This is a genomic window from Frankia sp. CeTa3Moorea (assembly GCF_978021225.1).
The window spans coordinates 1-14,962 of record NZ_CDXDOR010000042.1; the positions used below are offsets into that span (position 1 = coordinate 1).

9 protein-coding genes and 1 pseudogene are annotated in these 14,962 nt (G+C 69.0%); 4 read left to right on the forward strand and 6 right to left on the reverse strand.

The window, feature by feature from the left end; all coding sequences use genetic code 11:
• Nucleotides 1–331 (reverse strand): recombinase family protein (locus AC08OV_RS10055; protein ID WP_476619588.1); only part of this gene is annotated, 331 nt, incomplete at its 3' end.
• A gap of 168 nt (nucleotides 332–499) precedes the next feature.
• Entirely contained in the window at nucleotides 500–1,291 is a 792-nt protein-coding gene (locus AC08OV_RS10060; RefSeq protein ID WP_476619589.1) for a VOC family protein, read from the reverse strand.
• A gap of 114 nt (nucleotides 1,292–1,405) precedes the next feature.
• Here AC08OV_RS10060 and AC08OV_RS10065 point away from each other — a divergent pair, with 114 nt between their 5' ends.
• Nucleotides 1,406–1,543, forward strand: coding sequence for a hypothetical protein (locus AC08OV_RS10065; protein WP_476619596.1), 138 nt, complete (start codon nucleotides 1,406–1,408; stop codon nucleotides 1,541–1,543).
• A 79-nt stretch (nucleotides 1,544–1,622) separates the two neighbouring features.
• Here the strand turns inward: AC08OV_RS10065 and AC08OV_RS10070 are convergent.
• Together AC08OV_RS10070 and AC08OV_RS10075 are read right to left on the reverse strand one after the other, a co-directional pair.
• Nucleotides 1,623–1,938, reverse strand: a pseudogene (locus AC08OV_RS10070) (glutamate decarboxylase); the annotation flags it as partial.
• A gap of 40 nt (nucleotides 1,939–1,978) precedes the next feature.
• Nucleotides 1,979–4,099 (reverse strand): tetratricopeptide repeat protein, encoded by a 2,121-nt coding sequence (locus AC08OV_RS10075; RefSeq protein ID WP_476613939.1) that lies wholly within the window; start codon nucleotides 4,097–4,099, stop codon nucleotides 1,979–1,981.
• Nucleotides 4,100–4,770: 671 nt separating this feature from the next.
• On the opposite strand from AC08OV_RS10075, the gene fxsT (AC08OV_RS10080) reads away from it, so the two are divergent.
• Nucleotides 4,771–7,320, forward strand: a complete 2,550-nt coding sequence (gene fxsT, locus AC08OV_RS10080) for an FxSxx-COOH system tetratricopeptide repeat protein (RefSeq protein WP_476619590.1) — start codon at nucleotides 4,771–4,773, stop codon at nucleotides 7,318–7,320.
• A 15-nt stretch (nucleotides 7,321–7,335) separates the two neighbouring features.
• Here fxsT (AC08OV_RS10080) and AC08OV_RS10085 read toward each other — a convergent pair whose 3' ends face one another.
• A complete protein-coding gene (locus tag AC08OV_RS10085; protein ID WP_476613937.1) occupies nucleotides 7,336–9,165 on the reverse strand; it encodes an HEXXH motif domain-containing protein in 1,830 nt (609 codons plus the stop codon).
• Between the two features lie 2 nt (nucleotides 9,166–9,167).
• A complete protein-coding gene (locus tag AC08OV_RS10090) occupies nucleotides 9,168–10,397 on the reverse strand; it encodes an FxsB family cyclophane-forming radical SAM/SPASM peptide maturase (protein WP_476613936.1) in 1,230 nt (409 codons plus the stop codon).
• Nucleotides 10,398–11,086: 689 nt separating this feature from the next.
• Between AC08OV_RS10090 and AC08OV_RS10095 the strand changes: the two genes are divergently transcribed.
• Nucleotides 11,087–12,580 (forward strand): TIR-like protein FxsC, encoded by a 1,494-nt coding sequence (locus AC08OV_RS10095; RefSeq protein ID WP_476613935.1) that lies wholly within the window; start codon nucleotides 11,087–11,089, stop codon nucleotides 12,578–12,580.
• A gap of 12 nt (nucleotides 12,581–12,592) precedes the next feature.
• A partial coding sequence (fxsT, locus tag AC08OV_RS10100) for an FxSxx-COOH system tetratricopeptide repeat protein (protein WP_476619591.1) occupies nucleotides 12,593–14,962 on the forward strand: 2,370 nt, incomplete at its 3' end.

Sequence of the window (14,962 nt, forward strand, 5' to 3'; positions counted from 1 at the left end):
CGTCCGGGTCCCGCAGCAACGCGAGAAACTTCCGCCGGTGACCGCCCAGTGCGGAACCGACCTCGGTCACGACCCGACCGACCGTGACACCGTTTTCGCCACACCACGCCGTGACACGGGCAACCTGCCGGTCCAGGTCGAAGCGCTGGTCCGCCGACGACACCCGCGCGTACACCACGGCGGCAACCCGCCGGACAGGGGCGGCAGGCTCGTCGACGATCACCAGCCCGCCGACCTTGCGGGCGGAGACCGGGAGGAGGCCGTCGCGGTACCAGCGGCGTGCCGTGGTGTACCCGACGCCGTTCGCAGCAGCCCACTCCTTAAGGTTCACACGGCCACCATCAGACGTCATCAGACGCCGATTCGACAACAGCTAACAGCCCCCCGGGTCAGGATGGTCACTGGCCGACGGCGCCGACGGTAACGGGCCAGCCCTCGGTTCCCGCAACGATAGTGCTGCGCCTCAGGCACATCCGCGGCGGGAACCGGGCCGGGCGGGTCAGCTCACGGCGGCGGGCTCAGATTTGGCCGGGCCGACCAGCTTGAACACGGCGCCGGTCGGGTCGGCGGCGACCGCGAGGCGGCCGTAGGGGGTGTCCTCCGCGGGCAGCACCACCGACCCGCCGAGTTCGGCGGTCTTCGCGAGCGCCGCGTCGGTGTCCTGCACGGCGAAGTACACCGACCAGTGCGCCGGGACGCCCTCGGCCAGGAAGCCCGCCGCGTCCATGATGCCGGCGAGCGCGCCCTCGTCCTTGCCGAAGGTCGTGTAGCGGAACTCCGGGGTGTCGCTGACGACGTGAACGTCCCAGCCGAACACGTCCCGGTAGAAGCCGACGGCCGCGGCGTAGTCGCGGGTGTGCAGCTCGAACCAGCCGGGAGCGCCCGGCTCGGCAAGCACCCCGAAACCACGGTGCAGCCCCGGCTGCCACATGCCGATCGCCGCGCCAGCGGCGTCGGTCACGACGGCCATGACGCCGAGCTCTTCGACGGCCATCGCCGGGACGATCACCTGACCCCCGTGGTCCACGGCGGCGGCGACGGTCTTCTCGGCATCCGGCGTGGCCAGGTAGACCGACCAGCCATTCGGGACGGCCTCGTCCTGCTCGGGCATACAGCCGGCGACCTGGACACCGTCCTTCGTGAAGGTGAAGTACCCGCCGAACTCCTCAGCGGGATCCTCCGCCGTCCAGCCGAACAGCTCGCTGTAAAACGTCCGAGCCCGGGCCGGGTCGGAGGTCATCAGGTCGACCCAGCAGGGCGCTCCGGCCGGGGCGGTCTCTCGAGCAGGCATGATGTGCTCCTTCGTATCGTGCGGACCCGTATCAGGCGGACCGTGCCACATCACCTTGGGCCCCGGCACCGACAGAAATTCCTCGGCGGCCCTCGGCGCTTCTCCGAGCTCCAGGTGCCGCTGCGTGGCATCACGCCCAAGGTGCTCACCGAGTCCCTGCGCGGCCTGGAACGCGACGGCATCCCCACCCCGGTCCACATATGTGGAGGTACCCCGCTGTGGAGGTACCCCCGCGGGTCGAGTGCACACTGACTCCCCTCGGGCACTCGGTCGTCTTCGGCAGGTTCGCCCCCGCCCCCGCGCCCCGCGCCCGGATCAGTAGTGGAACGATGACTCGCCGTTCCTCCAGCGCCGCCGTCTGCGGATACTCATCCTTGTCGATCATGTTCTTCGGGGCGCACTCGGCCATCAGCCGGTCGGCGTACGGGTCCATCCAGGTGGTCACGAACGTGGCCATGTTCAGCCGCGCGTTGCCGTCGAGCATCAGCTCGTCGTGGACGATCTGGTAGGCCGTCTCCGGCGCAATCGACTCCTGCGGCATCCGGAACCGCGGGACCACGACTTCCTCGCCCGACGGGACCAGGTGCGGCCGTACGTCGACCGTCCGCTCCGCCCGATCACCACTCGCCTTGGCGATGTAGAGCCATCCTGGATCAACCTCCCAGCCGCGCTGCTGCGATACCGGTGTCAGGCCATGGCCCCCGAGCGGCGCAGCGAGCGGAGTACCTGCTCCTGTTGATGCGGGAGCAGCGCCGGATCGCGTGCGTCGAGCGCGCGCCGCAGCAGATCGTCCGCTCGAGTGTCCTCGCCGGCGGCACGCGCCACACCGGCGGCACGCCACAGGACCGGGCCGCTGTCCGGCGCCGCGTCCAGGACCGCCGCGGTCTCGTCGGATGCCTCCCTCGATCGGCCGAGCCGGGCCAGCGCCAGGGCGCGGGTCGCCCGCACCTCCGTGACGCCGGCGACGTCGGGAGCCAGCCGTGTCACCCGCTCGAGATCCTCCAACGCCGAAACGTCGTCCCCCAGTTCCACCCGCAGCTGTCCCCGCCCGGCAAGGGCGGCCTCCGATTCCGGAGCGATCGTCAGCACGGTCGAGAAGATGGCGGCAGCCGCCCAGGGCTGGCCGGAGTACCACAGCGCCCGGGCGAGGTCGGCCTGGACGCCGGAGTCGGCCGGCAGCCGCGCGGAAGCGGCCTGAAAATCTTCGATGGCCTGGCCGTACTGACCGCCGCGCAGCAGGAGCCGGCCGATGGCGGCCAGGGCACGGCCCGAACCCTCGGTGTCGGACAGCGATTCGTAGAGTTCGGCGGCCTCACGGTACCCCTGCTCCGCCTGCTCGGGCCGGGCCTGCGCCTCATCGAGCTCGGCCCGCAGGGCCAATGTCCGGGCCGTCGTCCGGGAGCCGTCCGGGCTGCGGAGCAACGCCTCGTCGACATGGCCGCGCGCGGCCACGACATCGCCGTCGGCGAAGCTCACCAGCGCGGCCTGGAGGAAATCGGCCGCACCGGCCGCACCCGCCGAGCGTCCCGCGACGGACCAATCCGGGAAGGCCTCCTGCAGCGGCGGGATAAGGCGATCGTCGAAGAGCTCGAACCGCCGGGAACCCGAACGCCATTCACTGGCGAGGACATAGCGCTCGACCAGTGCGTCGAGGAGGGCGGTGGGCATCCCGGCGGTCGTCTCGATGCCCTCGTCGACGGCCCCCCGCCGGCCGCGTTCGGTGATGAAGGTCCGGGTCAGCCAGGTGCGCACCTCCCCGTCGTCGAGGTCGTGTTCCCGGGCCACGGCCACGATCGCCTGGGTCAGATACGCCCCGAGGATCATGCTCGCATCACCGGTCTCCGCCAGCTGGGCGCCGGTGACGGGTTCGGTGGCGACGGGTTCGGTGGCGGCGGGTTCGGTGGCGACGGGTTCGGTGGCGACGGGTTCGCCAGCGGGTCCGGCGGTGACGAGCGGGGAGCGCCAGATGGCCGTCGCCACGAGCTGGAGGTACGCCGGCTGCACCGTGCTGGCGACCAGAACGGACTCCGTCCCGGTAGCGTCCACCACACGGCTGGTGACAAGGTCGTCGACGCAGGCCTGGGCGGCACCCGGCGGGAGGCGTCGGCCCGCCGCCCGCAACGGTTCGGTCAGCGCCGCAGTTGCCGAGCGCCGGTCCAACGGTCCGACGGCGACTCTGGCGATCGTCGAGCCACCGGCGAGGGTGTCCTCGTAGGGCGCGAGCGCGGCCCGGTGGTTACGCCGGATCACCAGCAACAGGTGCAGGTCCGGGAGGGCGGCCACGGCCTCACCGAGAACTTCGACGAACTGGGTGCGCAACGGGTCCAGATACGGCGAGTGGGGTACGAAGAAGTCCTCGAACTGGTCCACAGCGGCCAGGATCGGCCGCGCGGAGCCGAGTTGACGGTCACGACCGGCGGCGCCGTGACCGTGCCGCTTGCCCTGGATGGCGTCCACCAGCGACCAGGTGTCGGCGTCGCCCGCCCAACATCGCAGCAACGACTCCAGGTAGGGATTTCCGGTCGAGCGGACCAGGCCCTCGTCCGCGTCCGGACCGACCGGTGGGCCCAGTCGACCGACCGGCAGCACGTCGGCGTCCGTCGAGACCAGATTCGGCAGCACGCCGGCCCGCAACAACGACGTTTTTCCGACCCCGGCCGGCCCGTGCAGGACGACCAGCCGACTTTCAAGCCATTTCGCGAGCAGGGCGTGCGCCGCGGCGCCGCGCCCGAAGAAAAATTCGGCGTCGGTCTCCTGAAAGGGCGCGAGGCCGACATAGGGAGAATGGCGGGGAAGTACGGTGACCACCACTACCCCCGCGCCCCGGAAGCGCTGGTCGGGTCAGGTCTTCCCCGCCTTCCTTCACAAGCAATGACCATCCTGGTAAACAAGGTAGTAAAAAGCCTCTCCCCGGCGAATCGACAGCACCCCTGACAGTACCCTTGAATGATATCCGACACCGGGTCGCCGGGGTTCGGACGTACCACCCGAAAGCGCCTCCCGTGCACCGCGAGACGCGCACGACCGCCGAGCCGAGCGGACCCCCGCCCACGGGAGGCGTACCGCCGGTCGGTGATGGACTCAGTCCGCAAAGGACGGCACCGCCCGTCCGTCGTCAGTCGTGCGCTGCCGGCGCTCCGCGGGACAACAACCTAGTATGCGCTCGCGGCGAATGCCACAACGTCGGAGCTCCTCCCTCGCGGAAAGCCAGTCGATCGATCGCGACAGTGGTCGCCGTCACCGCCGGACGGACCCGGCGGCGACGCGCCGGCCCCGGCGCTTGACCCCTGACAAGGAAACCGCTGGGGTGGCGAGATGGTGCGGCGGGCCGGCGACGGCCGAGATGCGAGAGCCTCCTCCCCGATAGGGTCGTGGTGTAGCATTAGCACGCGTCCGGATCGAATCTTTTACTCGGTGGGGCGCGGGCGCCGAGATGTCGCCGACCGCGCCCGGAATGCGGGGGTGCAGTGGCTTCGGTGGTGAAGGTCGATCCGGAACACGGACCGGGTCGAGGAGTTCCGACAGTCTGGGGCAACGTTCCCCAGCGGAACAAGAACTTCACCGGCCGGGACAGCCTGCTTGCGGACCTGCGCAGGCGGGTAACCTCGGACAGTCTCGACGTCACCGCCGTGCTACCGCATGCATTGCAGGGTCTCGGTGGTGTGGGTAAGACCCACCTTGCGATCGAGTACGCCTACCGCTATCAGGCGGAATACGACCTGGTGTGGTGGATCCCCGCCGACCAGCCGCTACTGGTCCGCTCCAATCTGGCCTCTCTGGCGCCGCGGCTGGGTCTGGCGGAGGCCGGGCCGCTGCGGGTCGAGGAGGCCGTCTCCGCGGTGCTGGACGCGCTGCGCCGCGGCGTGCCGTACCGGCGTTGGCTGCTTATCTTCGACAACGCCGACCAGCCGGAGACGGTCCACAGCCTCATGCCACACGGCCCCGGTCACGTGCTCGTGACCTCGCGCAACCGGCGGTGGCAGAGCCTGGTCGACACGCTGGAGGTCGACGTCTTCGCCCGGCGCGAGAGCCTCGAGTTCCTCCACCGCCGAGTCCCCGGCATCGCCGATGCCGACGCCGATCAGCTCGCCGAGGAACTCGGCGACCTGCCGCTGGCCCTGGAGCAGGCCGGCGCGCTGCAGTTCGAGACCGGGATGGACGTCAAGGAGTACCTCGAGCTGCTCCGCACCGAGGCAGGGAAACTGCTCGCGGAGAACCCTCCGTCGGACTACTCCAGGCCGGTCGCGGCCGCCTGGAGCCTGTCGGTGAGCCGGCTCAGCGAGCAGGCGCCGTTCGCCCTCGAGCTCCTACGCCGCTGCGCCTTCTTCGGCCCCGAGCCGATCTCCCTGGAGATCCTCGACCGCGGCAAGTACATCCTCGGGTCCGAATTCGGCAGCGCCATGCGGGACCGCCTCCTGGTGAGCCGGGCGATGCGGGAGCTCGGCCGCTACGCCCTCGCCCGCATTGACAACAGCCGCAAGACGCTGCAGGTCCACCGGCTCGTGCAGAAGCTCATCCGCAACGATCTGCCCCGCGAGGATCAGGAACGCATGCGGGACGAGGTGCACCAGCTGCTCGTCGCGGCCGACCCGGGTGAGCCGGGCGACTCCGAAGCCTGGCCGCAGTACGACAAGCTGCTTCCGCACATCTTCCCGTCCGAGGTCTACCTGGCGCGGTCGGCGCCCACCCGCCAGCTGGTGGAACACATCGTCGGCTACCTTTACGGCGTCGGCGACTTCACCACCGGGCTCGCCGAGGCCGACCGCACCCTGGAGCAATGGATCAAGGAATCGGGGGATCGCGACCCCGACGTCCTGATCCTGCAGGGCATCAAGGCGGACATCCTGTGGGCGCTGGGCCGGTACCGGGAAGCCTATGATCTCCGGCGCCCGACGTTGGAGGCCATCACCGAGGTACTCGGTGCGGACCACGAGGAGACCCTCGTCATCCTCAACGGTCACGGCGCCGACCTGCGTGCGCGCGGCGAGTTCCAGGCCGCCCGTGAACTCGACGAGGGTACCGTGGCCCTGCACCGCCGCGTCTTCGGCGACGACGACAACCGTACGTTCAACGCCGTCAACAACCTGGCGGTCGACTACAGCCTGACCAGCTCCTACGCCGAAGCTCTCGAGACGGACCGGAAGAACCTCACCGACCGGCGTAACCTCTTCGGCCGTGACGACGCCCCGCAGGTGGTCTTCTCGCTCGCCACGGTCGCGCGCGACCTGCGGCAGGCCGGGCAGTATCTCGAGGCCAGGAGAACGGCGGAGCAGGCCTTCCTGCTCTACCGCGATCTCGTCAACCGTCGCGTCCTGCCGGAGGATCACGCGCATGTTCTCCTCCAGGCGAAGGACCTGTCGGTGGCTCGCCGGAAGGCCGGGGACTTCACCGAGGCCCTCGAACTCGCCGAGGAGGTGCACGGCCGGTACACCAACAGTCGGCAGTTCGGGTCGGAGCATCCGGACACCCTCGCCGCCGGGATCAACCTCGGGAACGCGCAGCGGGTCGCCGGCGATCCGGACGAGGCGACCATTCGGATCGAGAAGACCGTTCGCCGTTACCGGGACGTCCTCGGCCCGGACCATCCGTATACCTATGGCTGCGACCTCAACCTCGCCCTGATCCATCGCCAGCTCGGCCGGATCGACGAGGCGGAACGCCTGCTCAGGGATGCGCGCGCGGGCCTGACGAAGAGACTCGGCCCCGATCATCACTACACCCTGACCTGCGTCACGAATCTGGCCACCGCCCGATCCACGCTCGGCGCCCCCGACGAGGCGCTAGTCATGGGCGAAAGCGCACTACCGCGATTCAGCGAACTGCTCGGTCCCGACCATCCGCACACGTTGGTGTGCGCGACGAACCTGGCGTTGGATCTGACCGCGGTCGGGAGGGCGGAAGAGGCGCGGGTGCTCGCGGACGACACTATGCACCGCTACCGGCGGGTGCTCAGTGACACCCATCCGGACGTCCAGGCGGGTATGCGGGGTGAACGGCTCGACTTCGACTTCGAGCCGCCGCCGCTGTAGCTCCCGGGCCCGGGTTCAGGCGCCGTCGGTCGACAGCCAGGACGCGAGGGCCTCCGGATCGACCCGGTCTCCGCCGACCGCCTCGATTCCTCGATGCACCGCGTGCACGAGCTCCGGCCGGGTCAGCAGGGTCCGGCCGCCCGGCGTCGGACTGCCCTGCCGGCACAGGACGAGCCCGGCCCAGGCGTCGAGCCGCTCAGGATCTCGACGCACCTCCTCCTTGTACGCGCGCGTGGCCATGCCGAGATCACCGAACGCGAACGCCTGGTCGGCCGCCGAGATCCCTCGGTCGAGGACGTCCGGCACCCCCTCGCGCGCCGCCTGGAAGAGCTTGGGGTCGCTCAGGCGGAGATGAACAAGATCGAGCCGGGAATTGTGCACCAACCCGCGGGTGCCGGGCACGGTTCTCGTCCGGATCGGCAGCTCGGGCAGCCGCTGGCCGCGCACCCAGGCCCGGGCCAGCGTGGCGACCTGGCCCGGAGCGGGCTCCAGGTTGCGCAACCGCCAGGTGATCCAGGTATCGGTGCTCACCTGACGAGCCAGCTTCAGCGGTTCCTCCGGGACCGAGGCCTGCCGATGGGCCCAGGCCGTGGCCTGCATGCCGTCGAGAAATCTCAGGCCGAGCGGGGTCATGTCACCGGACAGGCGCAGAGTGATCAGCGCCCGCCAGACCTCCTCCCGCCAGCGGGCGAACTCGAAATGCGCGTAGGCCGATTCATCCCCGAGGCCGCGCTGGGCCTCCCAGAGGTCGGTAAGCGCCAGATAGGCGTACGCGCCCTGGAGTAACCCGGGCAGCGGCCGCGGATCACTGCGCCACGGTGCATAGAACAGCCTTCCCTCTCTCGCCTCGAACAAGGGCACGAGGTCGAGTAGCGCGGACAGCTTGTTGTGCTGGAACTCGTGGACCAGGGCCACGGCGAAGGTCAATCCGTCTTTGGGCATCGTCATCGCCAGTGCACCGAACGCCTCCCCGGACGAGGCGCTGAGTTCGGCCTCGCCGTCGGTCGGACGCAACGGGAAGACCGTGGTAAGGCCGCTCGCCAGCGCCGCGGCTCGACGCGGGTCGAGTCGGGTGAGAATGCGCCACCCCTCGTCGAGGCGCTGCTGCCAGACGTCGAGAGCCCCGGACGCGGCGCCCTGCGACATCGGTAGGTCCAGCAGTGCGCGCGCCGGGTCGAGGTCGTCCAGCAGAAGGTCGATCCGCAGGCCATCCGTCTGCGCGGTGAGCCGGTCGACGGGCCGCCAGGCGGCCGTGCCGGGCTGGACGATCGCCGGCGTCACCTGCTCAACCGCGAGCGTGGCCGCCCGCTCGGCTCCCGGCCCGGCCGCCGTCGGCCTCTCCGCCAGCCACAGGCCGCGGCCGGTGATGCGGGCCTGGGCCCAGCCGGTCAGGGTGCCCCGGAGTCGGCCGAGGGTCGGGAGCATCAGCTCGTGATCATGCAGCAGCACGATGACCTCGGCATCCAGCCCGGCCCGCAGCGCTGCGGCCGCGGCGAAAGCCCCCAGTGCCCCGAAATCCTCCTCGATGGGAACCGACCCGAAGGTCGTTCCCCGCAGGCGGCGCAGGCAGTGCATCGCCCACAGCCCGATCCCGGGCGACAGCAGCAGTTCGCCGATCTCCGCCGGCGCTCGCCGCTGCGCAGCGGCGAGCACGTCGTAGCTGTGCGCGAGGTCGCTTCTGGCGAAGGCCGCCGGAACGCGGCGGGCGGCGTCGTCCATGACCGCGCGCAGCGCCAGCAGTCTCTTACTGAGCTGCGTCACCCTGAGACGATGGATGATCTCCACCCGTGCGCCGCCGGCCGCGAGTTCGTTGAAGTCGGCCGCTGCCAGCCGATGAAATCTCACCTTCACCCTACGCGACGTCGCACATGTTCCAGGTCCGCCCGGAGCCGGGCACCGATGTGCACAATAAGGGAATACAGATCCGGACAGTAGACGGACCTGTTCCGGAAACCGGACCCCTGCCGATACCGATGAGGATAGTATCCTCCGCCGCAGACCCGGTGAATGGAGCATCGCCCGCATTCCTCACCGAGCGCCGCGCCGCCGATCTGCCGGGCGAGTATCCCAGGATGCCGCAACACTCGGTCAAAATCATCCCGGATCACATGCAGACCCGTCGATGCCGCCCCGTGATAGGCGGATTTCAGGGCGTCGACCTGCTCGATCGAGCCGTCGGTCTCGAGGACGACGACGGTGGACGGCGAGAGCCCCACCGTCTCCACCTGGCTGTGGCCGCCGAGCAGGAGCGTGATGATCTCCTGGAAGAGCCTGAGATCGGTCTCGTGCTCGGGCGCGGAGTACCAACGGTCGAACAGCGTGATGAGCCAGTCGGCATAAGGCGTGGCCTGCTCGTCCGCCGGCCGGCCGGGTGGGCGGGTCGTCCAGTTCCCGTGGGGCAGGAGGAAGTCGACGGCGGGTGGCCGCCAGGCGAGCAGGCTCTCGTAGACCTCGAGCGGGTCACTCGTCGGATCGACGACGCCGAGCAGTCCGCCGAAAACGGCCCGGAAGCGATCGGAGGTAAGTCGTTCGAGTCCGGCCACGGTGCCGGAGAGGCTCTCCGCGCCATTGCGCAGCACCCGCCGGCGGTTGTGGTGCGCGAGGGCGCCATCGACGCTCACGCCCACCATGATCGTATGGGTGCGGCAGAGATCGAGAAACCTCTCGTCGAGCAGCACGCCGTTCGTCTGCAGGCTGAACGTGACATCCGTACCCGGCGGCACGGCGGCGCGGAACGCCATGACGACCGACTCCAGCAGCTCGGCGCCGGCAAGCAGCGGCTCGCCGCCGTGCAGGATCACCTCCACCGCGGGCAGATTGTGACGGCGGGCATGCTCCCCGACCCGCGCGGCCGCGGCCGCCACGAGCTGCGGGCTCATGACGAGCGGCTGCCCCCGCCAGCCCTGATCGGCCTGGTGGTAGACATAGCAGTAGCTGCAGGAAAGATTGCAGCGGCTGTGCACCTTCAGCACGAACTGGCTGAAGGGCATTGCCCGCCAGCCCGATCGGCCGAGTACGTCGTGGCGCAGGAAGCCATACGGCCACCCCCCCGCGGTCCCGGCCGTTATGGTGGACACCCCGGCTGTCCATCATCCTGTTTCAGGATCCTGGAGCTGAACCCACTCGACGGGGGTGACGACCTCGCCGCCTCGCGACAGACCCGTCGTAGCCCCCAACTCAACACGGGAAATTCCGTGGCCCTCGCCTCGAGAGGAACTATCTCGCTCACCTCGAGCAGGAGCGTCTCGATGTCGGACGACTCGTTCACCCGCTGACCTCCTCCGCCACCCCCCTATCATCCAATCTAACCTGGGTCGCGGTGTGGTGCGCGCTATCCGAACCATGGCACGAACCGTCGTCCGGGCCCGCCCGGCGACGACGACATCGACCCGGATCCGCCGGTCCCCCCATCCCGTCCTTTGCTGGTTTCCCGGACAGACCACGAGAGCGGCACCTGACACCGCAGCGCCTGCTGCACTTTGCCGCCGGGCACCGCCGCCCACACCTGCAATCTAGACGACAACCGGCTGGGAGACCACGCCGTAGACTCAGTTCTCACTTGCCTGCACCCGCACAGGTTGTGACGTGTGGTCGCAGCGCGTTCCGGCCACACCGTGTTGGAAAGAGGGGGCCTCGGTGCCGGGGGAGATCATTCACAGATCGAGGGGTGAGCGACCGCCTCGTACCGGAAAAGACCGCTCCGATGCCCCCGGTCGGCCAGACCGACTACGGTTCGACCGGCCGGCCGGGCCCGATGCAGACGGACATGCCTGAGGCGACGGACGGGCCGCCGCTGTACTTCTTTCTCAGCTACGCCCGCGCGGACGGCGAGGACGGCCCGTTTCTCGCCCGCTTCTTCCGGGATCTGCGGCACGAGGTCCGGGTCCGCTGCGGGCATCCGAGGGCAGACGAGGTGGGGTTTCTCGATACCTCGAGTATCCGACCGGGCGACGCCTGGTCGCGGGAACTCGCCTCGGCGTTGGCCCGCTGCCGAACTTTCGTCGCCATATGCTCCCCCACCTTTTTTACAAGTGAGTACTGCGGCCGGGAATGGCAAGTTTTCGAGGACCGCCTCCGCCACCTGGAGGAGACGGGCGCGGGACGGGCACCCGTCCTCCTACCAGTGATGTGGATCCCCTTACGCCCGCCGCCCTCGATTCTGGCCCGGCTGCAGTACAATCACGAAGATCTCGGCCAGGAGTACGCCGAGTTCGGCTTACGGTATCTTCTCCAGCTGAACCGGAACCACGACGAGTACCAGGAGTTCCTGGTAGCTTTGTCCGATCGGATCGTACGACTCGCGGCAGAGACCGCTCTGCCGCCCATGGCGGAGATCCCCGGCTTCGACACCGTGCCCAGCGCGTTTGATCAATGGGGTGACCGGCGCCCTGTCCCGCCTCGGTCCGAGGTGCCGGAGTTGATCCAGGACCCGGTCCCGCCGCCGCACTCGGTAGCCTCGACCGAGGCAGAGGCAGACCAGGGCACGGGTCTGGCCGGTACCGAACCCACGACACACCCGGTGACCGGGCCGACAAGTATCCTCGAGTCGACGGCGGGAACCGGGCCGGCCACGTACATTGGGCCCCGTGGTGACCGGGACGGACCTTCCACCGCTGTCCGCACGCAGGAAGCCGGCCCGGAGCCGGCCGACCACGTCGGCGGTCCGAAGCGAGTCACCTTCGTTCTCGCCGTGACCTCGGCCAGCGAACTCGCCGCCCTGCGCCGGCACTTGAGCTACTACGGCAGCCAGTACGACGAGTGGAAGCCCTACCACCCGCATCACAAGCAACGGGTCTGCATCTCCGCCCAGTTCATCGCCGCGGGCCAGGAGATGTCTTCGGACATCGTCATGCTGCAGACCGGCATCTCCACGCTGCTCAAGCGATCGCGCACGCGCAACGAGATCGTCGTCTTCATCGTCGATCTGTGGACCGCCACCATGGAACCGTTCCGTACCGCGCTGCTCGAATACGACCAGCGGAACGAACCGACGACCGGGGTGCTCGTGCCCTGGAATCCGGACGACGAGGAGACGCACGAAAACAGAGAACGGCTGTTCGAGACCCTCGCCAGCGCCCTGCCGAACAACATGCTGCGCCGAGACGGTCTCTTCCAGGAGCAGGTGCAGTCCCACGAGGAGTTCGCGGACGCGCTCGTGCAGATCCTGACGGATCTGCAGGCGCGCATCTTCGCCGGCCAGACCATCTTCCGCCAGCGCCCGCCGAGCCACCGCCGCCGTCCGTTCCTCAACGGCCCGTAGGAGAGGGCGCCAGTGAACGAACGGGATTCGGGACGCATCGTCACCTTCTATTCCTACAAGGGCGGCACGGGCCGATCCATGGCGCTCGCCAACGTCGCATGGCTGCTCGCCAGCAACGGACGGCGGGTGCTCGTCGTCGACTGGGATCTGGAGGCGCCCGGGCTCCACCGGTACTTCCATCCGTTCCACCACGACCCGGATCTGCGGACGACCCGCGGCGTCATGGACATGATCTGGGATTTCACCGCGACGGTGATGTCGCCGCCGACCGCCGGCGAGGAAGACTGGTTCGAGCGGGCGACCGCGATCATGCCGTACGCGGTGTCTCTGACCTGGTCCTTTCCGGCCAACGGCACAATCGACTTCGTCTGCTCCGGTCGTCACGACGCAGCCTACTCCCGCCGGCTCAGCACCTTCGACTGGAGCACCTTCTACGACACGCACAACGGGGCCGATTTCATCGACGCACTCGCGGAGAACATGCGGTCGTCCTACGACTGGATCCTCATCGACAGCCGGACCGGGCTAAGCGACACCGCCGGAATATGCACCGTGCAGTTGCCCGACATCGTCGTAAACTGCTTCACACTCAGTACCCAGAGCATCGAGGGTGCCGCCGCCGTCGCCCAGTCAATCAGCGCACAGGACAAGAACGGTGAAATCGGCCATCTACCGGTGCCCATGCGGGTCGAGGACGGTGAGCAGAAAAAACTTGAGCTGGGCCGGGACTTCGCCCGTGCGACCTTCGATCCGTTTCTGCGGAACATGAGCGCCCGGGAGAAGGAACGGTACTGGGGCGATGTGGAGGTTCCATACAAGCCGTATTATGCGTACGAGGAGATCCTGGCGGTCTTCGGGGACCGCCCGTTGCAGGAGGGCACTCTTCTCGCCGCCTATGAAAGGCTTACCTCGTACCTGACCAACGGGGAGGTACGCTCCCTCGCGACGCTGGACGAGACGCAGCGCCGCCGCAATCTCGCGGTCTTCGAGCGGACCGCGGTGTCCATCCCGACCAACATCGTGGTGAGCTACGCCTCCGCCGACCGGAACTGGGCGGACTGGATCGCCACCGAGCTCGAGAGCGCCGGTTTCGCCACGAGGCTGGAACAGGCGGGCCCGGGCACCGGGAACCGGATCGATCAGGGCGTCGTCCCCGCGGCCGGTCATTTCCGAACAGTCGTCATCCTGTCATCGGCGTACGTCCGCTCACCGCCGGCGTTGGAGAGATGGCGCAGGACGGTCGCGAGCGATCCGGACGGGACGGGTCGGCTGCTCGTGCCCGTCCGCATCGAGGACTTCCAGCTGCCGGCCGAGTTCACCAACCGGGAGTATGCCGACCTCGTCGGTTTCGACGAGGCGCCCGCACGGCAGACGCTGCTTGCCGCGACGGGACGTCCGACCCGCCGGGCCACGCAACTCCGCCGGGAGATCGGCGTGGCGGCGAACGTGCGTTTCCCCGGCTCGCCGCCCCAGGTCTGGACAGGGGTACCGGAGCACAACCCGAGCTTCATCGGACGAGAGGCTCTCCTGGTCGGGCTGCGCGACCGCTTTTTCGGGGTGGGCGGGGCGCCCGTCGGTACCCAGGTTCTGCAGGGCCTCGCCGGCGTGGGTAAGACGCAGGTAGCCACGGAGTATGTGTTCCGGTTCGGGGCGTCCTATGATCTGGTCTGCTGGATCGGGTGCGACCAGACGGCGCTGGTCCGCAGCAGTCTGGCTCGGTTGGCCGCCGACCTGGGCCTGCCGCACCGGGAGGGGCGGGAACCGGTTGACGAGGTGGTGAACGCCCTGCGCCGGGGTGATCCGTACCGACGCTGGCTCCTCGTCTTCGACAACGCCGACTCCCCCGATGATGTGGCGCCACTGATCCCGCATGGCCCCGGGCACGTGCTCATCACCTCGCGCAACCAGCGCTGGCAGGGCAGGCAGGAGCGGGTGGAGATCGGTATGTTCAGCCGGGAGGAGAGTATCGCGTTGTTGCGGCGGCGGGCTCCGGCGCTGACCACGGAGGTCGCCACGCAGCTCGCCGAGGCGCTGGGGGACCTTCCGCTGGCGCTCGAGCACGCCGGCGCCTGGCACGCCGAGACCGGGATGACCGCGGAACGGTACCTGGAACTTCTTGACCGAAGCCCAGGGCCGCTGCTGCTCGAGGGCGAGATCCCGACCTACCCCCTGCCAGTCGCCCGCACCTGGCTGCTGTCCATGGAGCGGCTACGCAGCGAGATTCCCACGGCGGCGCGGCTCGCCGAGCTGTGTGCCTTCTTCGGCCCAGAACCGATCAGTCTGCAGATCTTTGCCGGTGCGGGGCTACGTGACCTGACCGATGCCGAGGATCAGGAGTTCCGGGACTCCTTCGTACTGGCCAAAGCCGTCCGGCAGATCAGC